This is a genomic window from Sphingomonas sp. PAMC26645 (assembly GCF_004795835.1).
In the GTDB taxonomy this organism is placed as follows: Bacteria; Pseudomonadota; Alphaproteobacteria; order Sphingomonadales; family Sphingomonadaceae; genus Sphingomonas.
Genome location: NZ_CP039249.1, coordinates 3,367,926 through 3,391,675 on the forward strand (window position 1 = coordinate 3,367,926; position 23,750 = coordinate 3,391,675).

Below are 23,750 nucleotides of genomic sequence, written 5' to 3' on the forward strand. Positions count from 1 at the left end.
CGATGAACCGTATCGTCCCCGAACCGCTCGCCAAGCTGCCGTGGCGCGTCCTGCTGCTGGTCGTCGCGATCGGCTGTTTCGGGCAGGTCGTGCTGTATTCCGCGGCTGGCGGCTCGCTCAAGCCCTGGGCGCTGTCGCAGGGCATCCGCTTCTTCGTCCTGCTCGCCGGCGCGATCGCCTTGTCCTACGTCCCCGAGCGGACGTGGAAGGCGGGCTCGCTGCCCGCCTATGCGCTGATCGTCGTATCGCTGATCGCGGTCGAGATCCTCGGCAAGGTCTCGGGCGGGTCGCAGCGCTGGCTCGACCTAGGCTTCATCCGCCTACAACCGTCCGAATTCATGAAGCCGGCGATCGTGCTCGCCTGCGCCAAATTCTATGACATGCTCCCGCCCGGCGAGACGCGACGGTTCAGCGCGGTCTGGCCCGCGGCGCTATTGATCGGCGTCCCCGCCGCGATCGTCATGAAGCAGCCCGATCTCGGCACCGCGCTGATGATCTGCGCGGGTGGCGCGACGGTGATGTTCCTCGCAGGCATACCGCTGCGTCTGTTCGTCGGCGGCGCGATCACCGCCGCAGTGGCGATCCCGCTCGCGATCAACTTCGCGCTGCACGATTACCAGCGCAACCGCATCCTGATCTTCCTCGATCCCGAGAGCGACCCGCTCGGCACCGGTTATCACATCAGCCAGTCGAAGATCGCGATCGGCTCGGGCGGGATCTGGGGCAAGGGCTTCCTCCAGGGCACGCAGAGCCATCTCGACTACCTCCCCGAGGGGCATACCGACTTCGTCTTCGCGACGATGGCGGAGGAATGGGGCCTGGTCGGCGGCTGCCTGCTGATCCTCGCGTTCCTGCTAGTGATCCGCTGGGGGATCGAGGTCGGCCAGCGCGCGCAGACCCGCTTCGGCCGGCTGACCGCCGCCGGGCTGTCGACGACGATCTTCTTCTACGTCGCGATCAACCTGATGATGGTGATGGGCCTGGCACCCGTGGTCGGCATCCCGTTGCCGCTGGTGAGCTTCGGCAGCTCGGCGCAGATGACCGTGCTGCTGTGCCTCGGCATCCTGATGTCGATCGACCGCCAGAACCGCAAGACGGTCGGCTGGTGATCGGAAAGTCGACTTAATTCGCGAAAAAATGGCCTGATCGACGAAAACGGACTCGGATCGACGAAAAGGGGGTTGCGGCCCCCGATGAGTCTGCTAACAGCGCGCCTCCAGCAGCGGGGCGCCACACCAGGGCGCCACTCAAAACCGCCCCGGAATGGACGCATAGCTCAGTTGGTAGAGCAGCTGACTCTTAATCAGCGGGTCCTTGGTTCGAGCCCAAGTGCGTCCACCATTTTCTTACAGCGTTAGATACCGACACCGTTTGGTCGCATCGGCAAGTGACCTGCATCAGGCAACTTTCGCCGCGTTGCGCGCCGCGCTATCGGTTGGCATGGCGCGTGTCCAAAAGCTGAAGGTGTACCGGACCGTAGCGGGTTTCTACGATGCGTATGTCGCTGCGCCGAGCCAGAAGGCGGCACTGGCGGCGTGGGGTAGTGACCGCGACCTGTTCGCGCGGGGCATTGCCGAACAGGTCACGGATTCCGCGTTGATGGCGGAACCGCTGGCCTCCCCCGGCACGGTCGTGAAGCATTCGCGTGGGACGACCGCGGAACAGATTGCGGCGCTGCCCGAACAGCGGGCGCCTGCCGCGCCGCGCGATAGCGATACCGATACCGAAGCGGATCCGAAACCTACCGCGAAACCGCGAGCGAAACTGCGAGCGAAACCTCAAGACAAACCCAAACCCAAACCCAAGCCGCGGCCGAAACGCGACGAGCTTGATGCGGCTGAGGAGGCTTTGACGTCGTTACAAGCAGACTTCGACCGGAAGAAGAAAGATCTTGCCGAACGGGAGGCTGCACTCGCGCGGGATCGTCGCGCTTTGGAGCAGGCTCGCTCCTCCAGCATCGAGGCTGCGGAAGACGCGCTGAGGGGGCAAAAGCAGGCGTATGAGGAAGCCGTGCGTCGGTGGCGGGCGTCCCAAGAGTGAGTACTGCACGCGGATTTCTGACGTAGGGCGTCGATAGTTGCGTATGTTCCGTCCGGGGGACTCCTTGGGGGCGAATGTCCTCGTCGGGTCGACGTCGCTACCGCGATGACGGTTCACGCTTCCGAGGTCTTGTGTAGAGCGCGCGCATTGCCGCCTCCATCTTCTCGCGGTCGACGCGAAGGACGACCGTCTGCGCGCGTTCGCCGCGATGCGGGCGGTATGCGTCGTGCCACGATAGGGTATCGCCGTATCCCGCGGTCTGGCTGGTGTCGAAATCGATGTAGAGCGTCTCGGCGCGCGTGACGACGGCCGGCTCCAGCCAGACCATCGCCGCAATCTCGTCCCACATCGGAAACCCCGGTTCGAGCCCGGTCTGTAGTGCATCAGTGAGTGCTGTGCCGGCCGGCCTGAGGCTGTCTAGGAAGCCGCGCGTCCACTGCGTGCCCGTCGACGGGTCGATCGGGACCATCGTCATCTTTGGCCACGCGCCGTGCGCCATGATCCGCGCCGCCTCCGGATCCCAGCGGATGTTGAACTCGCGGCGCGGCGTATTGACGAATTCGCGTGCGAACGCGGCAGCGGCGGGCGTGTCGATCGACTGCTGCGGATTGAGGCTGCCGCCCATGTAGACGAGCTCTTTCACATTCGCGGCGAAGCTCGGGTCGAAGCTTTGCGCGATCGCGATGTTGGTCATCGGACCGGTGGCGAACAGCGTGATCTGGTGCGGGTGCGCGCGGACCATCCGGACGAGGAACGCGGCGGCGATCTCGCCGGACGGTTTGGTGACGGGATCGCCGATCGGCAGGCTGGGCACGACCGAAGGCGACGGCGTACCGGGGGTGGACTGGCCCGCGCCGGCGGACGCAGGCTCCGTCCAAGGTCCCTTGAACTCGAGCCGTCCGTAGAGCCCCTCCCACCGCTTGGTCGCCGCCTCGCTGTTCACCAGCGGATAGGTTGCGCCCGGCACCACCGGCACGTCGGTACGCCCGAGAATCTCGACGGTCCGCAGCGCAGAGGCCGTTGCGGTATCGCGCCAGACCGAACCACTGGTCGTGGTGATCCCCAGCACCTCGACGCCCGGTGCCTGAAGCAGCAACGCGGGCGCGCCGTTGAGACCGACGACGTCATCATCGATCAGGACGAGCCGCTTGGCTGGCGCTCCCTTCGCCGCGATCACGACGGGCATCGCGAGAGCCAACAGACCGAGGCCGACCTTAGAGAAGAAACGAAAGGCCATCGCGCAATTCCCTGCCTGACCGGCTAGCCCGTCGCCTCATGTAAAGGCCGCGCGGAACCGACCGGTCACGCTCTCCGATCAGATCAGCACCTTGTCCAGCGTGATCGGCAGGTCGCGCACGCGCTTGCCGGTGGCGTTGTAGATCGCGTTCGCCACCGCCGCGGCGACGCCGGTGATGCCGATTTCGCCCACGCCATGCGCGCCCATCGGCGTGTGCGGGTCGGCGATGTCGGTCCAGATCACGTCGATCTCTGGCACGTCGAGGTGCACGGGCACGTGATATTCGGCGAGGCTCGGGTTCATGATGCGGCCATTGCGCTCGTCGAACTGCGTCTCCTCCATCAGCGCCATGCCGAGGCCCATGACGATCCCGCCGCGGAACTGGCTGCGCGCGGTCCTGGGATTGAGGATACGACCGCAATCGAACGCGCCGAGGAAACGGCTGACGCGGGTCTCGCCGGTGACCGCGTTGACACGGACTTCGCAGAACAGTGCGCTGTGCGAATGCATCGACCAGTGCATCAGTTCGAGCGGCTGCGAAGCCTCTTCGCTGACGACCACGCTTTCGCGCTGTGCCCGATCGAGGATCGAGACGTAGCTTTCGCGTCGCAACGGATCGTCGAGCTTGGTGAGCCCGCCATTTTCGCTTCCGACCTCGTCTGGCGACAGGCCTGCGAGTGGTGAATCATTGCCCGCGAGTTTCAGCAGTTCGGCGACCAGCGCATGATGCGCGGCGATCACCGCGGCGCCGATCGCCGCGGTCTGCTGCGATCCACCGGCCAGGATCGCGCCGGGGATGATCGAATCGCCATAGCCGACCGAGACGCGGTCGAGCGGGAGTCCGAGACGATCGGCGGCCACCATCGCGGTCGTCGTGGACGTCCCCATGCCCATCTCATGCGCGGCGATCTCGACAAGGGCATGTCCGTCACGACGCAGCGTGATCCGTGCGGCGGCGCCCGGCATCCGGTAATAGGGATAGGTCCCGGTCGCGCAGCCCATGCCGATCAGCCACTCGCCTTCGCGACGTGTTCCCGGCTCGGCGGTCCGGTCGTCCCAGCCGAACCGCTCGGCGCCGCTGCGCCAAGCCTCGACGATATGCCGCGAGGAGAATGGCAAACCCGAGGTCGGATCCTTGTCCGGCTCGTTGCGGAGGCGCAGTGCGATCGGGTCCATGTCGAGTTCGACCGCGAGTTCGTCGATCGCCGATTCCAGCGCGAACGTGCCGACCGCCTCGCCCGGTGCGCGCATGAAGGTGTTGGCGAGCATGTTCATCGTGACCGTCTCGACCGACAGCTTGAAGCTGTCCGCCGCGTAACCGCCGCGCGTGCCGAGGATGAAGGGTTCGGGCATGTTGTTGTGCGGGGTCATCGCGGCGATGCCGGTGTGGACCAGCGCCTTGAAGCGACCATCCGCGTCCGCGCCGATCGCGACCCGCTGTTCGGTCAGCGTACGGCCACCGACGACACGGTATACGCCCTCACGCGACAGCGCGATCCGGACCGGACGCCCGGCAAGCTTCGCCGCGGCGGCACCGAGGATCTGGTGATCCCATAGGCATTTCCCACCGAACCCGCCGCCGACGAATGGCGAGGTGACGCGGACCTGCGCCGCCTTCAGGTCGAACACGTCGGCGATCGTCTGCGCCTCCGCGGTGACGAGCTGTGTCGCGTCGTGGACGACCAATTCGTCGCCGACCCACGCGATCGTCGCGGCATGCGGCTCGATCGCGTTGTGGTTGTGGCGCGGCGTCCGATAGACGTGATCGACCTTATGGGGTGCCGCTGCCAGCATCGCATCCGCATCGCCGATCTCGTTCAGCAACGGCTGGCCCATAAACAGACCCTGCTTGGGTCCTTCAGCCTTGGCTGCAGCGAGCGACGTCGTCGAAGACTCGGCCGTGTAGGTCGCGACGATCAGCGACTTGGCGTGGTCGGCCTGCTCCTGCGTCTCGGCGAGCACTACCGCGATCGGCTGGCCGTTCCAGTGGACGCGGTCGTCCTGCATGATCGGCAGGTCGGCAGGCCCCGCCGCGGTGGGCGAAGAGCCGAACACAGCAGGCGGGTTCATCCGGGGCGCGTTCAGGTGCGTCATCACTACCACGACGCCCGGCGCAGCCTCCGCAGCCGCCGTATCGATCGTCGCGATCCGCCCGCGCGGAATCGTCGCATAGGCAAGCGCGGCGTAGACCATGCCCTCCAGCGGGAACTCCGCCGCGAACGGGGCCGCGCCGCGCACCTTGAGCGGACCGTCGAGCCGCGACACCGACGTGCCGATCAGCCCGTGCTGCTGGCGGATCAACGGGTCGGGCACGCCGCCCGGAACCCAGCTGTCGGGGGCGAGCGGCACGAGCTTGCTCATCGCGCCCTGGACCAGACCCTGCGCGGTTTCCTTGACCGTATCGACGATGCTCATGCTGCTGCTCCGGCAAGGTCGCCGAGCACGGCGACGAGGGTGCGCTTAGTCAGTGCGATCTTGAAACCATTGTCGCGCAGCGGCGCGGCGTCCGCCATCTCGGCGACGGCGGCGGCCTGGAACGCCTCCTCGGTCGCGGGGCCACCGCGCAAGGCCGCCTCAGCCTTCGACGCGCGCCACGGCTTATGCGCGACCCCGCCGAGCGCGATCCGCACGTCCTTGATAACGCCGTCTTCGATCTTCAGCGCGGCGGCGATCGAGACCAGTGCAAAGGCGTAGCTCGCCCGGTCGCGCACCTTGCGATAGGTCGAGTTGGCCGCGAAACTCAGCGGCGGCAGTTCGATCGCGGTGATGAGTTCGCCCGGTTCCAGCACGGTATCGAACTCGGGATGATCGCCCGGCAGGCGATGAAGCTCGGTGAAGGGCAAGGTCCGTGCCCCACCCCGCCCGTGCAGATGCACGACCGCATCGAGTGCGGCGAGCGCGACGCACATGTCCGACGGGTGGGTCGCGACACACGCCGACGACGCACCGAGAATGGCGTGTCCCCGCGTGAAACCCTCGATCGCGTCGCAGCCCGACCCCGGGGCGCGCTTGTTGCAGCGCGATCCGTCGGTGTCGTAGAAATAGGTACACCGGGTTCGCTGGAGCAGGTTGCCGCCGACCGTCGCCATGTTCCGGATCTGCGCCGACGCTCCCGCCAGGATCGCGCGCGACAGTACCGGATAGCGCGTCCGCACCGCCAGATGCTCGGCCAGCGCCGTATTGCGGACCGCGGCGCCGATCATCAGCCCACCGCTCTCGGTCTCTTCGATCTCGTTCAACAGCCCGGTCACGTCGACCAGCGCGCTTGGCTTAGCGACCGTCTCGCGGATCAGGTCGACCAGGTTGGTACCCCCGCCAAGGTATGCCGTCGCGTTCGCCTGCCCGAGCCGGAGAGCGTCTGCGGCGTTCTCAGCGCGCGCGTAGGTGAACGGGGTCATGCCGCCATCTCCGCTGCCACGGTTTCGCGGATCGCGTCGATGATCCCGTTATGCGCACCGCAGCGGCACAAATTGCCGCTCATCCGCTCCTGCAATTCCTCGCGCGTCAGCGTCACGTCGGCGATGAGATCGGCGCTGACATGGCTCGGCACGCCGCGCTTCGCCTCCGCCGCCATGCCGATCGCCGAACAGATCTGGCCCGGCGTGCAATAGCCGCACTGGAAGCCGTCGTGATCGATGAACGCCTGCTGCAACGGATGCAGCGCGTCGCCGTCGGCCAAGCCTTCGATCGTCGTCACCTGTCGCCCGTCATACTGCACCGCGAGCGCGAGGCAGGACACGATCCGCTCGCCATCGACGAGCACCGTGCAGGCGCCGCACGCGCCCTGGTTACACCCCTTCTTGGTACCAGCCAGATGCAGCCCTTCGCGTAACAGATCGAGCAGCGAGACACGGGGATCGTCGGGCAGCGCCACCGCTGACCCGTTGACAAGTATCGACATCGCCACTCTCCTGTTGAGCCGACGGTGTCGTTGCAACCGTCGAATCCGTATTTCAGTACCGAGCGGTATAGTCGCTATCAGCGGGGTCTGCCAAGCGTCTGGCGGTGCGATCGTGAAGATAGATCGATGCCCTCTTGCCGCCGCGTCACGCATCGGCGAGCATCACGCATCAAAGGGGGACTATGTGATGATCAAGGCATGGATGATCGGGCTGACGGCCATCGTCGCGGCACCGGTACTGGCGCAGGGTAAGCCATCGACCACGACCTATATCCAGGCGGGCACGGTGCTCGACCGGCCCGGCCAGGCGCCGCGCGGCAACACCACGATCATCGTCCGCGACGGGAAGATCGTCGAGCTGCGCGATGGCTTCGTCGCGCCGGAACAGGGGGCGAAGCTGATCGACCTGCGTACCGCATTCGTACTGCCCGGGATGGTCGACATGCACGTCCATCTCTGGGGCATCGGCGGTGATCCCATGCGCGCGCGGCTGGAAGCGCTCAACCGCGACCGGTTCGACGACGAGATGACCGCGGTTGCCAACGCCCGCACGACGCTGGCGGCAGGCTTCACCTCGGTTCGCGACCTGGGCGGCGATCCGCGCGGTATTCGGGCACTGCGCGATGCGATCGATGCCGGCACCGTCGAAGGGCCGAGCATCACCAACGCCGGCGAGATGATCTCGGTGACGGGCGGGCATGGTGACGGCGGCAACGGGCTGGCGGAGGAATTCGCGGACATGGTGCACGCGAAGGAAATGAACCTGTGTGACGGCCCCGACGATTGCCGCCGCGCGGTGCGGGCGCAGGTCGCGCTGGGCGCGCGCGTCATCAAGTTCGCGGCGACCGGTGGCGTGCTGTCGAACGTCAGCGGCGGCCTCGGCCGTGCGATGACGCCGGAGGAAATGCGGGCTATCATCGAGACGGCGCACGCGCTCGGCCGCAAGGTCGCCGCGCACAGCCATGCCGCTGAGGGCACGAAGGCCGCGCTGGAGGCCGGCGTGGACTCGATCGAGCACGGCACGTTCCTCGACGACGAGACGATCCGGCTGTTCAAGGCCAAGGGCGCCTATCTGGTGCCGACCGAGATCGCACCCGTCGCGGCGCTGGCCCAGGCGCGCGGCGGTGCATTGCCGCCCGCGACGATCGTCAAGGCCGAGGCGGCGGCCGCGGCGATGGCGGCCAGTCACCGCCGCGCCTATGCCGCGGGGGTCAAGGTTGCGTTCGGCACCGACACCGGTGTGTCCAAGCACGGCGACAACGCCACCGAGTTCGCGCTGATGGTCAGGAACGGGCTCACCCCGACCCAGGCGATCGCCGCCGCCACGGTGGGTGCAGCAGACCTGCTCGGGCGCGACGACATCGGCACGCTCGCACCTGGCAAGACCGCGGACATCATCGCCGTGGCGGGGTCTCCGCTGCAGGACGTCACGCGGCTCGAACACGTCGAGTTCGTCATGCACCGCGGGACGGTCGCGAAGACGCCTGCTGCCGGCATCTGAACGGCCGCCGCTCGGCGCGCTCAGCCTATGAGCATGCGCGCGCCGAGCGCGGCGAACAGCGCTGGCGGCATCACCACCGCGCCGACCTTGAGGAACCGCCAGAAGCCGACGTCCTCGCCCTCGCGGCGGATCGCGGTCAGCCACAATATGGTGGCGAGCGAGCCGGTGATCGACAGGTTCGGGCCGAGGTCCACGCCGATCAGCAGGCCGTCGGTGACGATCTGCGGGACATGGGCCTGCTGGAGCGTCGTGCTCGCGATCAGTCCAGCCGGAAGGTTGTTCATCAGGTTCGAACCGAATGCCAGGATCGTCCCCGCAACGCCTGCGGTCGTCGAAGGCGACTGGGCTGCCCCGGCCGCGAGCCAGCGTGCCAGGATCGTGATCACGCCAGTGCTCGCCAATGCCTCGACCAGCACGAACAGGCCCGCGACCAGCGGCAGCACCGCCCAGGATACCGAGCCAAGCGTCGTGAACGGCGACTTGCGCTCCCCGATGCAGATCGCGGCCATCGTCGCGATACCGGCAAGACAGGTTGGCAGTCCGAGGTCGTGCCCCTGCGCCGACGCGGCGATCAGCAGGACCGCGGTCGCGACGATCCCGCCCAGCGCGATCTTTCCACCACGCGACAGCGCGCCGGTCTCGACGACCATCTCGCACTGCCCGGTGAGCCGCTCGCGCTCGACCCAGCGCAGGACGAGGAACGTCACGCCGATCGACAGCAACGACGGCAGCGCGAACGACGCCATCCACGCCCCGAGCGACGGCATTTCGCCGCCGTACAGCACGAGGTTCGCGGGGTTGGAGATCGGCAGCACGAAGCTCGCCGCGTTGGCGATCAGCGCGCAGGCGAACAGCATCGGCAGCGGGTCCGCCTTCGCCTTCTTCGCCGCGGCATAGACGGCGGGGGTCAGCACCACTGCGGTCGCGTCGTTCGAAAGGAAGGTCGTGACGACGATGCCGACGCCGAAGACCAGCGCGAACAGGCGGCTGGTCGATCCCCTTGCGAGGCGGACCGCGTGCTCGGCGACCCAGTCGAACAGTCCCTGTTCGCGGGCGACCTCGGACAGCAGCATCATGCCGATCAGGAACAGGTAGACGTCGCCACCCTTCAGCACCGCGGCCCATGCTGCACTGGGCGACATCAGTCCGAACACGAGCAACACCGCCGCGCCAGCGACCGCCCAGACCGCTTCGGGCAGCTTGAACGGACGCGTGATCACGCCGAAGGTCGCGACGAAGCAGATTGCCCAGATCGCATAGGTGTGAACCGTCATGCCGCGGGCATCCGCGAGCCGACACGCCGGACCATCGTCATTGTTGCGGTATTCACCAATCGAGTCCGTTCTTGTTGGGGCCGCGCTGCGCACCGTCGATACCACGATCGAGCCAGGCACCGATCGCGTTCACGTCGCGGCCGAGCGACACGGGAGGATTGCGTTTTGGTCTTGGCCCCGAGTTGCGGACGAGGATCTCGATCCGGTCCTCGCTTCCGTCACAGCGGACGGCGAGACGGTGGAGGCCGTCGGTTATGCCATCGACCGAGGCGCTCCAGAGCGAAGGCACGCCGTCGATGCGCGTCATCGGGATTACGTGGCCGTCATCGACGTGCAGCGACACCATCTCCACGCCGCCGAATACCTTCGCGCGCACGGTGAAGGCGCTGCCGGGCACGTTGTCGGCGCGCACCGGGTCGGTGATCAGGCGGCGGTCGGCCGGGCTGGTGATCTGGATGAGCGGCCAGGGATCGTCGATCGCCTGGAACCGCCAACTCGGGACGCCGTCGTCGAGCGTGACGATCGAGAAACCGGGTGCGCCCTCCTCGATCTGGCCTGTCGAGCGGGTCGCGCCGTAGATGACGCGACCGTCGTTGAGCAATTCGTTGTAATGCGTGTGTCCGGTGTCGACGAACGCGACGCAGTGCGCGGCGAACAGCCCGGCGATACCGTCGGGATCGTCGCGCAGGTCGCCGGGATAGGCATGCATGAACACCGCCACCGGCTCGCCTGCGACCGCGGCGGCGCTCAGTTCGCGTTCGATCCAGGCGCGCTGGGCCGGGTCGATCCGGAAGTCGGGACCACCCTTCCCCGCCGAGACGATATCGAGGAACAGGCAGCGATAACCCGCGATCGTCTCCGCATAGGGCGCCATCTTCGCCGTGATCGCGCGCATCGCGGTAAGGTCGCCGGGTTCGAAATCATGATCGCCCGCCAGCACGTGCCACGGCAACGACAGCCCGGTCATCGCGTCCGCGATCCGCGCATATTGGTCGTCGGTACTGTGATTGGCATTGTCACCGGGCAACAGTGCGAAGTCGACCGCGTCGCCCAGATTCGCCTCGGCGCTCGCGATCAGCGCGCTAAACCGAGACAGTCCTTCATACCCATCGGCCTCGTCGACATGCAGATCGCCAAAGTGAATCCAGGTCAGGCATCCCGTCATTAAAGCACTTTCAAGTCGTCTGGCAGATGATCCGCCGATGCTGCCCATAGCGAGGCTGCGCGTTCATCGATCCGTGACAATAACTTCATGATTTGAGACTTAACGGACCCGTTCAGTTTCGGTTTAGCTTTTGACATCACTAGGGAATATCAGGCCGAACAATATTTTAGCGGCGTGGAAACTTTGCTTGGTGCCGCAGCTTTAGCGATCCGACGGCGCGCGGGTTTCTCGTGCGACACCGCGTTCGACGACACCGATATTTCAGGGAATTCTCATGGCCACGACGGACACGGCATCCGCCAGCAACGGCAAGGCCAAGGGCGGGTCGGACGCCACATCCGCGCCCAAGAAGACGCTCGACGCGCTGAACTTCTTCCTTGCCGACGTTCGCGACGGGCTCGGGCCTTATCTGGCGATCTATCTCGTCGCGGTACGTGGGCCTGCGCATGGCTGGAACGAGGCGACGGTGGGCATGATCCTGACGATCGCCGGGATCGTCGGCCTGATCTCGCAGACGCCGGCGGGCGGCCTCATCGATCGCAGCAGGAACAAGCCGCGGATCGTGATGATCGCCGCGCTGCTCGTGACGCTCAGCAGCGTCTCGTTGCCGATCGTCAGTGGCTTTACCGCGGTGGCGGTCACCCAGTCGATCGCGGCAGTCGCCGGTGCTGTATTCGCGCCGGCGATTTCGGCGATCACGCTCGGTCTCGTCGGCCCGAAACTGTTCGCCAAGCGCGTCGGTCGCAACGAGGCGTTCAACCACGCGGGCAACGCCGTGTCGGCGGCGCTCGCGGGCGTGCTCGCGTGGAAGTTCGGACCGGTCGTCGTCTTCTACCTGATGGGCGCGCTGACGGTGGCGAGCATCGCGACCGCGTCGCGGATCAAGAACGACGACATCGACAACGCGGTCGCGCGTGGTCTCGATTGCGAGCCGGAGGACGATTGCGAGGAGCCGAGCGGGTGGAAGGCGCTGGTCGAGAACAAGCCGCTGATGATCTTCGCGGGGACGGCGTTCCTGTTCCACCTCGCCAACGCGGCGATGCTGACGTCGGTCAGCCAGTTGCTCGCGCGGACCGTCGGTAAGGATCAGGCGACGTCGCTGACTGCCGCGTGCATCGTCGCGGCGCAGCTTGTGATGGTACCGGTCGCGATCGTGGTTGGTCGCAACACCGAGAAATGGGGCACCAAGCCGCTGTTCCTCGTCGCCTTCGGGTTCCTCGCAGCGCGCGGCGCTTTGTATACCGTGTCGGACAACCCGTGGTGGCTGGTCGGCGTGCAGGCACTGGACGGCATCGGCGCGGGCATCTTCGGCGCGCTGTTCCCGGTCGTGATCGCCGACCTGACCAAGGGGACGGGACGGTTCAACGTCAGCCAGGGCGCGGTCGCGAGCGCGCAGGGCCTGGGTGCGGCCTTGTCCGCGACGCTGGCCGGTGCGATCATCGTCTGGGCAGGCTACAGCGTGAACTTCCTGACCTTGGCCGTCGTCGCGGGCGCTGGCTTCATGCTCTATTTCTTCGCGATGCCCGAGACGAAGCAGAAGACGGGGTAAGCCCCCTCGCCTCACCGGTCGACGGCGATGGTCGGTAAATACCGCGGCGCCGACCGGGCCTTGGCGCGCTGTTCATAGGCATAGCCGGCGCGTAGCACGGTCTGGTCGGCGTCCTTGGTGGCGATGAACGACAGGCCGACAGGTAATCCGCGTACGAGACCCATCGGCACGGTCAGATGCGGATAACCGGCGACCGCTGGTAACGTCGCGGCGGAGGGTCCGGCATAGGTGTCGCCGTAAACCGGATCGCTCAGCCACGCCGCATCATAGGTCGGTTCGACCAGGATCTGCGCACCCGCCGCGCGCAGCATCGCGTCGATCCCCTGCGCGCCCGCCAGCCGCAGCGAGGTCGCGCGCGCAGCCTTGTACGCGGGATCGTCGATCCCCTTGGTCTTGTCCGCATCCTCGAACAATTCCTGCGCGAAGAACGGCATCTCGGTCGCGGCGTTCGCGCGGTTGAAGGCGATCACCGCGCCCAGCGTCTTCGTCTGGACCGAGAGCGGCGTGGTAGCGAGATAGGTGTTCAGGTCCGCCTTGAGTTCGGTTTTCAGGACCATCAGTTCGGCCTCGCCCAGTCCGTCGAGCTTCGGCGTCTTTACCTCGACCAGCACGGCACCTGCTGCGCGCAGGACGTTCAGCGCCGCCGCGTAGCGACTGGTCAGATCCGCGGACATGCCGTCCGGCCGGACCACACCGACCCGCATGCCGGACAAGGCGCTGGCCGAGAGTCCTGCGACATAATCCCTGGTCACCGCCGCCGCCGTCACGCGGTCCGCGGAATCCGCACCGACCATGCCCGACAACAGGATCGCGACGTCGGTAACGCTGCGCGCCATCGGCCCCGGGGTATCCTGGCTGTGGCTGATCGGCACGACATGCGTACGACTGACCAGACCGATCGAAGGCTTGAACCCGACCAGACCGTTCAGCGACGACGGGCACACGACCGAACCGTCGGTCTCGGTACCGACCGCCGCCGCAGCGAAACTCGCGGCAACCGCGGCGCCCGATCCTGACGAGGAGCCGCACGCGGTCCGGTCCAGCGCATAGGGATTACGCACAAGCCCGCCGACCGCGCTCCAACCGCTCATCGAATGAGTCGAACGGATGTTCGCCCATTCCGACAAGTTGGTCTTGCCGAGGATCACCGCACCCGCGCGCCGCAGGTATGCGACCATCGGCGCGTCTCGGTGCGTCATGTTGTCGCGCAAAGCGAGGCTGCCAGCAGTCGTCGGTAGCCGATCCGCGGTTTCGATATTGTCCTTTATCAGGATCGGAATGCCGTGCAGCGGACCGCGAACATGCCCCGCCTTGCGTTCGGCATCGAGCGCCCTGGCCTGCGCGATCGCATCGGGATTGACCGCGATGACGCTGTGCAGCGCCGGCCCCTTGCGATCCATCGCTGCGATCCGCGCCAGATAGGCCTGGGTTATGTCGACGCTGCTCGCGGTGCCTTCGTTCATCAACGCCCTCAAGCGATCGAGCGACACCTCCTCGACGACCACCGTCCTGGCGACAACGGGCGTGGCGACGCAGGCGAGCAGTACCGCAGTGATGAGACGACGCATGAGACCCCCGTAGACAATGTCGCAGGATGGTCCCGAGCCGCGCACCGATGCAAGCGGCATCTGCTCGACGCGTATCCCGCTGACGGCAAACTATAAATTGTCGCCAGCGGGATGCTCGGTCAGGCGTCGACAAGGCCCGATGCATAGTCCATCGCTTCCAGATCCGCGATCAACCCCGGGCCGGTCGGGTTCCAGCCGAGTTGCGCGCGAGTCCAGTCGCTGGAGGCGAGCATGTCGAGCGAGGCGAACATGCCGAACCAGCCGAAATGATCGCTCGCCTGCTCCTGGGTCAGCGATAGCGTCGGCAGGCCCAACCCGGCAGCAACCACCTCGACGATCGCCCGCGCGCTGACGCCTTCCTCCGCAACGGCATTGTACCGCGCACCTTTCTCGCCCTTATCGAGGACGAGCGCGTAGAGTTTCGCCACGTCCAGCACGTGCGCCGCGGGCCAGCGATTGGCGCCGTCGCCGACATAGGCCACCACGCCCTTTTCACGCGCGATATCGACATAGGGCGTGATCAGCCCCTGCTTCACGGTATCGTGAACCTGCGGGAGCCGCATGACACGGACGTCGAGGCCTGCCTCCAATAGCGCCTGCCCCGCCTTTTCCGACGCGATCCGCGGGTTGGGATAATCGGGGTTGAACGCGGACTCGAGCGCAGGCTTGCCGGGGCCAGTATCGCCGATCCCGGTACCCGACGTGATGATGATGGGACGATCGCTCCCCTTGAGCACCTCCCCCATCGCGCCGATCACACGGCGGTCCTTCTCGCAGTTTGCGACGAAATTGGTGAACTCATGATCGAACGCGGTGTGGATCACCGCATCCGCCTGCTCCGCTCCGCTGCGCAAGCTGTCGAGATCGACGAGATCACCGCGATGTACGTCGGCGCCAGCCTCTACCAGCGACCGCGCGCCGGCATCCGACCGGGTAAGACCCAAGACCTGATGACCCGCGCCGAGCAGTTCCGGTACGATACGCGACCCGATGAAGCCCGTCGCACCCGTCAAAAATACACGCATCCAAACTCTCCGATATTGTCCGGAGGAAGACTTGGGCGTACTTCAACACCTGTAAAAGTAGTGACCTTATCATGGTATAATCTTCAACAGGATGTCGATGTCTATCGAGACTGACAATGCGCTCGGCACGTTCCTGCGTGATCGCCGGGCACGGATGGACGCGGCAGCGTTCGGGTTCAGCGGTGGACGGCGCCGGACGCCCGGCCTGCGCCGCGAGGAAGTCGCCCAGCGCGCGAACATCTCGGCGACCTGGTACACCTGGCTCGAACAGGGCCGCGGCGGCGCGCCGTCGGCCGACGTCCTCAACCGCATCGCCGGCGGCCTGATGCTGACCGAGCCGGAGCGCGAGCACCTGTTCGTTCTCGGTCTCGGCCACCCGCCCGAAGCGACCTATCGCGCCTCCGACGAAGTCACGCCGAGGCTGCAGCGGGTGCTGGATGCGCTCGAATTCAGCCCGGCAATCGTCAAGACGCCGACTTGGGACGTGGTCGCGTGGAACGCGGCGGCGGCGACGTTGCTGACCGACTATGCGACGCTTCCCCGCGACCAGCGCAACATCCTTCGCCTCATGTTCACCAATGCGAGCATCAAGGCGGCGCAGGAGGACTGGCTCAACGTCGCGCGCTATGTCGTCGGTACGTTTCGCGCAGATGCCGCGCGTGCAGGTGCGGGCGCGGAGATCAGCCAACTGGTCGAGGAACTGTCGCGGCTCAGTCCCGAATTCGAGGCGTTGTGGCGCGACAACAACGTCGCTCGGCACGCGGACGGGCTGAAGCGGCTTCACCATCCGGTACACGGCCTGCTCGAGCTAGAATTCTCGGCGTTTGCGGTCGACGGTCGGCCGGAACTCGGAATGATCGTCTACAATCCCGCAACCCCGGAAACGGCGCGGCGTATCCGATCGTTGATGACGCCGACCGCCTGAGCCTTTCGCGCGCGGATCGGCAGCCTCTCCGTTATTCCGCCGAGCCGTCCGAACTTCTGTCGGCGCTTCCCCAGCCCGCCGCCTTGCGCAGTACGCGCGACAATTGCTCGACCGAATACGGCTTGTGGAGCAGCTCGAACCCGTGCGTGCCGTCCTGCGCGAGGATGTTGCTGTATCCCGACGTCAGCACGACCGGCAGGCTTGGATGGTCGGCGCGGATCGCCTTGCCGAGTTCGATGCCGTTCATCCCCGGCATGACCACGTCCGAAAACACGATATCGAAGCGCGAGGCATCCTTGCCCAGCTCCGCCAGAGCCTCCTGCGCATTGGCCGCCCACACCGTCACATAGCCAAGCTCGGCCAGCGACTGCGTGGTGAACGTCCCGACTTCCTTGTTATCCTCGACGACCAGCACGCAGGTTCCATGACCGTCGGCCAGCGTCTGGACGGTGTCGTCCTCGACCGGACGGTCGCTCTCGTCGACCTGCGGCAGGTACAAGGTAAAGGTCGCGCCCTCGCCCGGCGGGCTTTCGACGACAATGTCGCCCTCGGACTGCTTGGCGAACCCGAACACCTGGCTGAGCCCGAGGCCGGTGCCCTGCCCGACGCCCTTGGTCGTGAAGAACGGCTCGAAGATCCGCTCCAGTTTCTCGGGTTCGATGCCCGTGCCGCTGTCGGTCATCGAGATCGCGACATAGCGCCCCGGCACGGCCGGGTGCGAGCGAACGGCGGGGATGAACGATGCGGGCCGCACCGCGATCAGGATATGACCTGCGCCGTCCATTGCGTCACGCGCATTGACTGCCATGTTCACGAGCGCGGTATCGAGCTGGCTCGGATCGACGTTGGTGAACAGCGGTGTCTCGGGCACGTCGATGTCGATGACGATCCGCGAGCCCGTCAGCGTGCCCAGCATATCGGCGATGACGCGCAGGCTTTGTCCAACGTCGATCACTTCCGGCTGGAGCGCCTGCCGCCGCGCGAAAGCGAGCAATTGCCCCGTCAGTTTCGCGGCACGATCGGCGGTGTCGGAGATCGCGTCGATATAGCGTTCGCGCCGTTCCGCGCTGAGGTCCGGACGCTTCAGCAGGTCGGTTGCCGAGCGTATGACGGTCAACAGGTTGTTGAAATCATGCGCGACGCCGCCGGTGAGCTGGCCGACCGCTTCCATTTTCTGCGACTGGCGCAGCGCGTCCTCGGCATGCTGGAGCTCGCCGGTTCGCGCCGCAACCTGCTGTTCCAGCGACGCGGCCAGAGCTGCGAGCTCCTGTTCCGTGCGCCGCCGCTCGGTCGCGATGCGGGTGCGCTCGGCGACCTCGCGAACGAACGCCACCTCGTCCGCGCGCCATTGCCTTGCACGGCCGCTGCCAAGATAGAGCATCGCGACCAGCCGACCGTTTTCCATGATCGGCATGTTGACGATCGCGCGGACGGAAATCGCCTCTAGCGCGGCGACCGTCGACCGCGTCCGCGGATCGGTGTGCGCGTCTTCGATACACACTTCGTCGCCATTTTTCAGATCGTCGATGTACGTTCCGAAGCTGCGTAGATCGAAGCTGCCGAAAAGGGGCGCGACGCGCGGTGCACTCCAGTCGCGCATGATCGTGAGCGTGTCGGCGTCGATCTCGCCATAGCCCGCCCGATCCGCCCCAACCGTTTGGCCGATGATCCGCGCAGCCGCGAACGAGATATCATCCGGTTCGTCCGTGTCACGAAACACGTCGCCCAGTTCGACGAGCGCCGCGCGCATGATCTCGCTGCGACGCTGGTCGGTAATATCGGTCGAGACGCCGGCGATCCGCAAAGCCTCGCCCTCGGTGTTGAAGAAGGGCTGGCCGCGCGAGGCGAGCCAGCGCAGTTCTCCATCGCGGCGATAGATGCGGTAGACCACGTCATAGTCGGTGCCCTCCGCGACGCAGCGACGGACTTCGGCAACGCTTTTCGCTCTATCCTCGGGATGGATCGCCTCGAGCCGGTCCTCGTAGGTGAAGGGCTCGTGGCTGGGGCGGCCGAATATTTCCTTGCACGTATCGGAGGCAGTCAGCTGCTTGCTGGCGATCTCCAGGCTCCAGGTTCCGAAGCGCGCAGCCTTCAGCGTGAAAGCCAGCTCGCGCTCCTGCTCCTGCTGCATCCGCAACCGGTCGGTTAGCTCGGCCAGAAGCGCGGCATTGCTCGATTCCAGGCCTTGCAGCCGTTCGCGCTCAAGCGTCACATCGACCTGGCTTGCGAAGAAATAGGCGAGCACGCCTTCGGTATCGTAGACGGGCGCGAGCAACAGGCGGTTCCAGAACAGCTCGCCGTCCTTGCGGTGGTTCTGGATGTCGATCTCGATCGGCCGGACCTGCCGCACCGCCTCGCGAATCTTGACGACGGTCGCGGGATCGGTTTCCGGCCCCTGCAGGAACCGACAATTACGGCCGAGGATTTCCGCCCGGCTATACCCGCTCAACCGGCAAAACGCGTCGTTGGTAAACACGACGGGATTGTCGGGCAGCCGGGGATTGGTGATGATCATCGGCATCCGCGTGGCCCGCACGGCCGCGACGAACGGATCGGTGCCGACGTCCTGCGCGATCAGCTCGGCCGCGATCCGCTCGGCATCCGCCGTCATTTTCGGGGCGCTTTCGACGGCGCTGTCGATGATATCAGTCAAAACAGTCTACTCGTCGATGATCACCAATCCCGGTATCTAGGGTAGCGACCAAATCATCGCAACGCCGACCATTAGATACTGAGCCAAATCAGCCGCATAGGTGGCAATCGAAATTCCGGTTTTACCTTTTCGACGGGGCTCGAAGCGAGGTTTGGCACGTTCGATCCGGTAGGGAATTCGAGAGGATGACATGCTTTTCAAATATTCGACCGCAATCCTGGCACTCTCGCTGGTTTCCGCGCCCGCCTCGGCACGGACCCCGCCGCCCGCCGGGATCTGGGCCAACCCGCACAACACCGTCCACGTGACATTCAAGCGCTGTCGCGATGCGATCTGCGGAACGGTCGTGTGGGCGAGCCGCACTGCGATGGAGGACGCGCAGCGCGGCGGCGTCGACCAGCTCGTCGGCGAGGAACTGTTCCGCGATTTCGTCGAGGACGAGCCTGGGCGATGGAGCGGCGAGGTCTTCATTCCCGATGTCGGCCAGACCGTGTCCGGCACGATCACGCAGATCGATGCCCGCACCTTGGTCGGCGAAGGCTGCATGTTCGCGGGGTTCGGCTGCAAGACGCAGTCGTGGAAGCGAATCAAGTAGCGGATCGCCGTCGCTCGCGGCCGGTGCAAAAAATTTCGTTCGGCAATCTTGACGCGTTCGGACGCGAAATTATTTCCCCGGTCGCCGGACGCGTCGATCGGTCCGGCGACTGAGGGCACCGGCTTTACCGGTGCTCCTCGTGCTCAGATTGCTCATGAGGAGGATTTGGATATGAGGACGAACTTCGACTTCACGCCTTACCGTCGTTCCACGGTTGGTTTCGACCGGCTGTTCGACTTGCTGGAAGCGACCGCGCGGACCGAAACGGCCGATGGCTATCCGCCGTTCGATATCGAACGCGAGAGCGAGGACAGCTATCAGATCACGCTCGCCGTCGCCGGGTTTCGCCCCGACGACATCGAGATCGTCGCGCAGAACAACCAGTTGACGGTCAGCGGGCGCAAGCCCGACGAACGCGACGATGGCCGCTTCGTCCACCGCGGGATCGCCACCCGTGCGTTCGAGCGCCGCTTCCAGCTTGCCGACTTCGTGCAGGTCCAGAATGCGAGCTTCGACAACGGCCTGCTGCGCATCGCGCTGAAGCGCGAAATCCCCGAGGCGATGAAGCCGCGTCGGATCGAGATCAACGGCGCTGCTGCCAATGATCGCAGCGGCGATCGTCTCGAAGACAAGCAGGCGGAACGCTCCGCCGCGTAACGGAAATGACGACTGCCAGCCCTAATGCTGGCAGTCGTTCTTGTATTCGGGCGGTATTATTCGAAGTGCCCGACTTAGCGCGGCGGCGGCATCTGGACGTGAATATCGGCCGCCGAGGGCACGACATGGTTCGGTCGAGCGGTCATCCGCAGCCATCCGCCGCGGACCATGACGAGTGCTACGCCCGCAGCGATCATCGCCAGCCCGAACTCAATCTTGCGGAGCGTATCGCGGTTGCGATCGTCGGTATTCCAGACCTTGTCCCAGTCGTCGTCAGATCGCTGCTCGCGGTGTCCCACGACGAGGTTGGAATCGTAATCGGTTTCGTAATCCGTATGATCCGTCATGCGGGTCTCCTCTCCGAAGTCCGATCGACATAGGTCTTCGGCAGCGCGACCGTGGATCACGGTCCGCAATTGCAGCGCGTTGGTGTTGCGTAGTTCGCGATGAGGTCGTCGGATGTTCGATCGACCAGCCGCAGCTTTTTTTATCAGTAGCGCAACGAATGCGTGCGCTTGGTGTCGTACGTCTTCGGTAATTCAAACAGCGGTATAGCGGCGGGAGCGATCATGCGCCCCCGCCGCGACACGCCGAGGCTTACTTGCCGCGGAGCGTGTTGATCAGGGCGATACCCAGTACACCGGCAACTGCTGCGGCGGTGAACGGACGCTCCTTCGAGAACTGGCGGACATAGTCGACCAGCGGACGGATGTTCTCTTCGACGACGTCCTTGGCCTGGCCGACCGTCTTCTGGACGGTACCGGTCAGCCGATCCGCTGCGCCTTCGCTCTGCAGCGACTTGTCGCCGATCGCGCCGCCGAGGGTTTCCTTGACCTTGCCGCTGACGTCCGTTGCTGCGCCGCTGAGGGTGTCGGTGTTCATGAATGATCTCCTTCGATACGTGGATGATGGGGCTTCAAACGACAAAGCCGGCGGGAATATCCCGCGCTGCTCCGCGCTGGTAAAAACGATAGGGTCGCACGGGCAAAGGAGTTCGCGCTCCGGCAGACCCGAAACTCATATTGCCCAGAGACATAACCCATCGGACCGCGGATGTTTCCGCAGTATTCCTGCACCCGAATCAGGTACTAAACTACTATCCTGGTGATCATGGCCGGGCGTTGAAGGCCAGTCAGGACGAAAGCCGATCCCGCCGCATCGTCAGCGTGATGATCACCCCGCCCGTCGACCATTCATAGGCGATCGAGCCCCCCAGCTGCCCGGCAACGGTACGGCGGACGAGCTTGCTGCCAAAGCCTTCCCCGGCATTCGGGCTTTCGACTTCCGGACCGCCGCGTTCGAGCCAGGTCAGGATCACTTCGTCGTCGGTCGCCGTGCTGGACAGGTCGAGCGTTCCGGTCGGTGCGGACAGCGCGCCGTATTTCATCGAGTTGGTCGCGAGTTCGTGGATGATCAGCCCCAGCCCGGTCGCGGCATTCTCGCCGACGCCCATGCGCTCGACCGCGACGCGGATGCGGCCCTTGAAGGCGCCCATGTCGTCATAGGGTGCGAGCAAAACCGAGAGCAGGTCGCCAAGCAATGCCGCGTCGCCCTGCCCGCCCGGCAATGGTCGGACGAGATCGTGCGCCCGCCCCAGCGCACTCAAGCGCTCGGTCAGTTCGCGCGCCATGTCCTGCGTATTGGGTGCGGTCCGCGAGGTTATCGCGGTCAGGCCGCTCGCGATCGCCAGCAGGTTCTTGACGCGGTGGCTCATTTCGCCGGCGAGCAGTTCGTTGCCCTCCTCCGCCTGCTTGCGGCCGGTAACGTCCAGGAAGATGCCGAACATCGTCCGTCCGACGATCCCGACATCCTCGCCCTGGCCGCGTGCGGAGATCCAGCGGACCTCCTCGCCGATCATGATCCGGAAGTCGGTCTCGTAGCTGCCGAGTACCGCGCGGGTGGCGGCGAAGGCGGAGTGGACGCGGTCGCGATCGGACGGATGAATATGCGCCGACAATTCCTCGAACGTGACTTCGGCGCGCCACGGGAGGCCCCAAAGCTCGAAGCCGCGCTCATCCATCGTGAAGGCGTCGGTGTCGACGTTCCATGCCCACAGGGCGACACCCGCAGCGGTGACCGCAAGCCGCAGATGGTCGGGGTCCCACGCATGGGCCTTGGGTATTTCGGCAGTTCCGTCGGCAATCACTTCGGCAATCCCCCGTCCGAGCGCAGAGCCCGGCCACGATGCCTAATACACACCGCACGCGCTTTACGTTAACTTCGCGCAAGTGACGGTGTTCGCCGCATTCACGGGTCTGCGGCCGCAGTTGAGGTCATCCGACATGGCCCCTAGGAATGCGCACCACGAGGGCAGATCGGCGTGCTACTCGACCGGGCACCAGGTGAACGAGGGTAGCGAAATGGACAGCATGACAGGCGATGCGCCGCGGGACACGCCGGTGTTCGCCGATGTCGTCATCGTCGGCGGCGGGCACGGCGGAGCGGCGTGTGCGATCGCGTTGCGCAAGACCGGCTTCGAGGGATCGATCCTGATCGTCGGCAAGGAGGCGGAGCTTCCCTATGAACGGCCGCCCTTGTCGAAAGAATATCTGTCGGGCGAGAAGGTCTTCGGCCGTATCCTGATCCGACAGGCGGCGTTCTGGACTGAACAGCGCATAGATCTGCGGCTGGGATCGCGCGTCGTATCGGTCGATCCGGTCGATCACAGCGCGACGACGGAGGACGGTACGACGATCGGCTATGGGCGGTTGGTCTGGGCGACGGGCGGGACGCCCAGACGACTGACCTGCGCTGGCCATCATCTCACCGGCGTCCACACCGTGCGCGACCGCGCCGACGCCGACCGGATGATCGCCGAACTGCCGGATGTCGGGACCGCGGTCGTGATCGGCGGCGGGTATATCGGGCTCGAAGCCGCCGCGGTGCTGCGCAAGTTCGGCAAGTCCGTCATCCTGCTCGAAGCCCTCAACCGAGTACTCGCGCGTGTCGCGGGCGAAGATTTGTCGCGCTTCTTCGAGGCGGAGCACCGTGCGCACGGCGTCGACGTGCGGCTGAGGCAGTCGGTCGACTGCATTCTTGGCGATGACCGCGTCACCGGGGTCCGGCTGGCGGACGGCACCGTCATCGCCGCCGACATGGTGATCGTCGGCATCGGCATCCTTCCCGAAGTCGCGCCCCTGATCGACGCTAGTGCGGCGGGTGGGAACGGCGTCGCCGTCGATGGCGCATGCCGGACGAGCGTGCCGGACGTGTATGCGATCGGCGACTGCGCGTTGCACGCCAACCGGTTTGCCGGCGGCGCGGCAGTGCGTGTCGAATCGGTGCAGAATGCGAACGACCAGGCGACCGTCGTGGCGAAGGACATCGTTGGCCAACCAGCGGTGTATGACGCGGTGCCGTGGTTCTGGTCGAACCAGTATGACCTAAAGCTGCAGACCGTCGGACTGTCGATCGGCTATGACGACACGGTCCTGCGCGGCGATTTGGCGACGCGCAAATTCTCGGTCGTGTACCTGCGCGACGGCCGTGTCATCGCGCTGGACTGCGTGGGAGCGGTCAAGGATTACGTTCAGGGTCGCAAGCTGGTGGAAGCCGGCGCGGTGATCGACCGGGCCATCCTCGCCGACCCCGGCATCATGCTGAAGGACATGGTGCCGCTGGACCCGCCGACGCTTTCTTGACTCCGGTTCGGCATCGGTC

The 23,750-nt window shown here is 65.7% G+C and carries 20 protein-coding genes and 1 tRNA gene; 9 read left to right on the plus strand and 12 right to left on the minus strand.

Annotated elements, in window-relative coordinates:
* The first annotated feature begins 2 nt into the window (after positions 1–2).
* From rodA to E5673_RS15505, 3 genes are all read left to right on the plus strand, one after another.
* Positions 3–1,109, plus strand: a complete 1,107-nt coding sequence (rodA, locus tag E5673_RS15495) for a rod shape-determining protein RodA (RefSeq protein ID WP_136190702.1) — start codon at positions 3–5, stop codon at positions 1,107–1,109.
* A gap of 156 nt (positions 1,110–1,265) precedes the next feature.
* A tRNA-Lys gene (locus E5673_RS15500) sits at positions 1,266–1,341 on the plus strand.
* A gap of 99 nt (positions 1,342–1,440) precedes the next feature.
* Positions 1,441–2,040, plus strand: coding sequence for a hypothetical protein (locus tag E5673_RS15505; RefSeq protein WP_136190703.1), 600 nt, complete (start codon positions 1,441–1,443; stop codon positions 2,038–2,040).
* Positions 2,041–2,137: 97 nt separating this feature from the next.
* On the opposite strand, the gene E5673_RS15510 is transcribed toward E5673_RS15505, so the two are convergent.
* The 4 genes from E5673_RS15510 to E5673_RS15525 form a co-directional block, all read right to left on the minus strand.
* Positions 2,138–3,277, minus strand: coding sequence for a nucleoside hydrolase (locus E5673_RS15510; protein WP_247599421.1), 1,140 nt, complete (start codon positions 3,275–3,277; stop codon positions 2,138–2,140).
* A gap of 78 nt (positions 3,278–3,355) precedes the next feature.
* Entirely contained in the window at positions 3,356–5,692 is a 2,337-nt protein-coding gene (locus E5673_RS15515; protein WP_136190704.1) for a xanthine dehydrogenase family protein molybdopterin-binding subunit, read from the minus strand.
* The gene (locus tag E5673_RS15520; RefSeq protein ID WP_136190705.1) at positions 5,689–6,675 is read right to left on the minus strand and encodes a xanthine dehydrogenase family protein subunit M; all 987 of its coding nucleotides are present in this window, start codon (positions 6,673–6,675) and stop codon (positions 5,689–5,691) included. The genes E5673_RS15515 and E5673_RS15520 overlap by 4 nt, the downstream gene beginning before the upstream one ends.
* Positions 6,672–7,178, minus strand: a complete 507-nt coding sequence (locus tag E5673_RS15525) for a 2Fe-2S iron-sulfur cluster-binding protein (protein WP_136190706.1) — start codon at positions 7,176–7,178, stop codon at positions 6,672–6,674. The genes E5673_RS15520 and E5673_RS15525 overlap by 4 nt, the downstream gene beginning before the upstream one ends.
* 187 nt (positions 7,179–7,365) lie before the next feature.
* Here E5673_RS15525 and E5673_RS15530 point away from each other — a divergent pair, with 187 nt between their 5' ends.
* Entirely contained in the window at positions 7,366–8,679 is a 1,314-nt protein-coding gene (locus tag E5673_RS15530; protein ID WP_247599422.1) for an amidohydrolase family protein, read from the plus strand.
* Between the two features lie 20 nt (positions 8,680–8,699).
* Here E5673_RS15530 and E5673_RS15535 read toward each other — a convergent pair whose 3' ends face one another.
* A complete protein-coding gene (locus tag E5673_RS15535; RefSeq protein ID WP_136190707.1) occupies positions 8,700–9,953 on the minus strand; it encodes an arsenic transporter in 1,254 nt (417 codons plus the stop codon).
* A 52-nt stretch (positions 9,954–10,005) separates the two neighbouring features.
* The gene (locus E5673_RS15540; RefSeq protein WP_136190708.1) at positions 10,006–11,118 is read right to left on the minus strand and encodes a metallophosphoesterase; all 1,113 of its coding nucleotides are present in this window, start codon (positions 11,116–11,118) and stop codon (positions 10,006–10,008) included.
* A gap of 274 nt (positions 11,119–11,392) precedes the next feature.
* Between E5673_RS15540 and E5673_RS15545 the strand changes: the two genes are divergently transcribed.
* Entirely contained in the window at positions 11,393–12,667 is a 1,275-nt protein-coding gene (locus E5673_RS15545; protein ID WP_136190709.1) for an MFS transporter, read from the plus strand.
* Positions 12,668–12,678: 11 nt separating this feature from the next.
* Here the strand turns inward: E5673_RS15545 and E5673_RS15550 are convergent, their stop codons facing one another.
* Positions 12,679–14,235 carry an amidase gene (locus tag E5673_RS15550; RefSeq protein ID WP_136190710.1) on the minus strand — a complete coding sequence of 519 codons (1,557 nt, stop codon included), beginning with the start codon at positions 14,233–14,235 and terminating at the stop codon, positions 12,679–12,681.
* 119 nt (positions 14,236–14,354) lie between these two features.
* Positions 14,355–15,260, minus strand: coding sequence for an SDR family oxidoreductase (locus tag E5673_RS15555; RefSeq protein ID WP_136190711.1), 906 nt, complete (start codon positions 15,258–15,260; stop codon positions 14,355–14,357).
* 97 nt (positions 15,261–15,357) lie between these two features.
* Here E5673_RS15555 and E5673_RS15560 point away from each other — a divergent pair, with 97 nt between their 5' ends.
* On the plus strand, positions 15,358–16,185 hold the full coding sequence (locus tag E5673_RS15560; protein WP_136190712.1) for a helix-turn-helix transcriptional regulator: 828 nt from the start codon (positions 15,358–15,360) through the stop codon (positions 16,183–16,185).
* A gap of 31 nt (positions 16,186–16,216) precedes the next feature.
* On the opposite strand, the gene E5673_RS15565 is transcribed toward E5673_RS15560, so the two are convergent.
* Positions 16,217–18,838: a PAS domain-containing protein gene (locus tag E5673_RS15565; protein WP_247599423.1), complete on the minus strand. Its 2,622-nt coding sequence runs from the start codon at positions 18,836–18,838 to the stop codon at positions 16,217–16,219.
* A gap of 190 nt (positions 18,839–19,028) precedes the next feature.
* Here E5673_RS15565 and E5673_RS15570 point away from each other — a divergent pair, with 190 nt between their 5' ends.
* Together E5673_RS15570 and E5673_RS15575 are read left to right on the plus strand one after the other, a co-directional pair.
* On the plus strand, positions 19,029–19,433 hold the full coding sequence (locus E5673_RS15570; protein ID WP_210731758.1) for a DUF2147 domain-containing protein: 405 nt from the start codon (positions 19,029–19,031) through the stop codon (positions 19,431–19,433).
* Positions 19,434–19,604: 171 nt separating this feature from the next.
* Positions 19,605–20,090: an Hsp20 family protein gene (locus E5673_RS15575; protein ID WP_136190713.1), complete on the plus strand. Its 486-nt coding sequence runs from the start codon at positions 19,605–19,607 to the stop codon at positions 20,088–20,090.
* Between the two features lie 74 nt (positions 20,091–20,164).
* Here the strand turns inward: E5673_RS15575 and E5673_RS15580 are convergent, their stop codons facing one another.
* The 3 genes from E5673_RS15580 to E5673_RS15590 form a co-directional block, all read right to left on the minus strand.
* Positions 20,165–20,437, minus strand: coding sequence for a hypothetical protein (locus tag E5673_RS15580; RefSeq protein WP_136190714.1), 273 nt, complete (start codon positions 20,435–20,437; stop codon positions 20,165–20,167).
* A 250-nt stretch (positions 20,438–20,687) separates the two neighbouring features.
* Entirely contained in the window at positions 20,688–20,972 is a 285-nt protein-coding gene (locus E5673_RS15585; RefSeq protein WP_136190715.1) for a CsbD family protein, read from the minus strand.
* Between the two features lie 250 nt (positions 20,973–21,222).
* Complete coding sequence (locus E5673_RS15590; RefSeq protein WP_200910633.1) at positions 21,223–22,236, minus strand: sensor histidine kinase; 1,014 nt, start codon at positions 22,234–22,236, stop codon at positions 21,223–21,225.
* 214 nt (positions 22,237–22,450) lie between these two features.
* Here E5673_RS15590 and E5673_RS15595 point away from each other — a divergent pair, with 214 nt between their 5' ends.
* Positions 22,451–23,731: an FAD-dependent oxidoreductase gene (locus tag E5673_RS15595; RefSeq protein ID WP_247599424.1), complete on the plus strand. Its 1,281-nt coding sequence runs from the start codon at positions 22,451–22,453 to the stop codon at positions 23,729–23,731.
* The last annotated feature ends 19 nt before the right edge of the window (positions 23,732–23,750 follow it).

What these genes read in the sequence shown, in the direction of transcription:
- E5673_RS15545 (WP_136190709.1), top strand. Translation starts at nt 11,393, where the DNA reads ATGGCCACGACGGACACGGCATCCGCCAGCAACGGCAAGGCCAAGGGC.
- E5673_RS15550 (WP_136190710.1), bottom strand. Translation starts at nt 14,235, where the DNA reads ATGCGTCGTCTCATCACTGCGGTACTGCTCGCCTGCGTCGCCACGCCC.
- E5673_RS15530 (WP_247599422.1), top strand. Translation starts at nt 7,366, where the DNA reads ATGATCAAGGCATGGATGATCGGGCTGACGGCCATCGTCGCGGCACCG.
- E5673_RS15585 (WP_136190715.1), bottom strand. Translation starts at nt 20,972, where the DNA reads ATGAACACCGACACCCTCAGCGGCGCAGCAACGGACGTCAGCGGCAAG.
- E5673_RS15505 (WP_136190703.1), top strand. Translation starts at nt 1,441, where the DNA reads ATGGCGCGTGTCCAAAAGCTGAAGGTGTACCGGACCGTAGCGGGTTTC.
- rodA (WP_136190702.1), top strand. Translation starts at nt 3, where the DNA reads ATGAACCGTATCGTCCCCGAACCGCTCGCCAAGCTGCCGTGGCGCGTC.
- E5673_RS15515 (WP_136190704.1), bottom strand. Translation starts at nt 5,692, where the DNA reads ATGAGCATCGTCGATACGGTCAAGGAAACCGCGCAGGGTCTGGTCCAG.
- E5673_RS15555 (WP_136190711.1), bottom strand. Translation starts at nt 15,260, where the DNA reads ATGCGTGTATTTTTGACGGGTGCGACGGGCTTCATCGGGTCGCGTATC.
- E5673_RS15580 (WP_136190714.1), bottom strand. Translation starts at nt 20,437, where the DNA reads ATGACGGATCATACGGATTACGAAACCGATTACGATTCCAACCTCGTC.
- E5673_RS15575 (WP_136190713.1), top strand. Translation starts at nt 19,605, where the DNA reads ATGAGGACGAACTTCGACTTCACGCCTTACCGTCGTTCCACGGTTGGT.
- E5673_RS15540 (WP_136190708.1), bottom strand. Translation starts at nt 11,118, where the DNA reads ATGACGGGATGCCTGACCTGGATTCACTTTGGCGATCTGCATGTCGAC.
- E5673_RS15535 (WP_136190707.1), bottom strand. Translation starts at nt 9,953, where the DNA reads ATGACGGTTCACACCTATGCGATCTGGGCAATCTGCTTCGTCGCGACC.
- E5673_RS15570 (WP_210731758.1), top strand. Translation starts at nt 19,029, where the DNA reads ATGCTTTTCAAATATTCGACCGCAATCCTGGCACTCTCGCTGGTTTCC.
- E5673_RS15560 (WP_136190712.1), top strand. Translation starts at nt 15,358, where the DNA reads ATGTCTATCGAGACTGACAATGCGCTCGGCACGTTCCTGCGTGATCGC.
- E5673_RS15510 (WP_247599421.1), bottom strand. Translation starts at nt 3,277, where the DNA reads ATGGCCTTTCGTTTCTTCTCTAAGGTCGGCCTCGGTCTGTTGGCTCTC.
- E5673_RS15520 (WP_136190705.1), bottom strand. Translation starts at nt 6,675, where the DNA reads ATGACCCCGTTCACCTACGCGCGCGCTGAGAACGCCGCAGACGCTCTC.
- E5673_RS15525 (WP_136190706.1), bottom strand. Translation starts at nt 7,178, where the DNA reads ATGTCGATACTTGTCAACGGGTCAGCGGTGGCGCTGCCCGACGATCCC.
- E5673_RS15595 (WP_247599424.1), top strand. Translation starts at nt 22,451, where the DNA reads ATGGACAGCATGACAGGCGATGCGCCGCGGGACACGCCGGTGTTCGCC.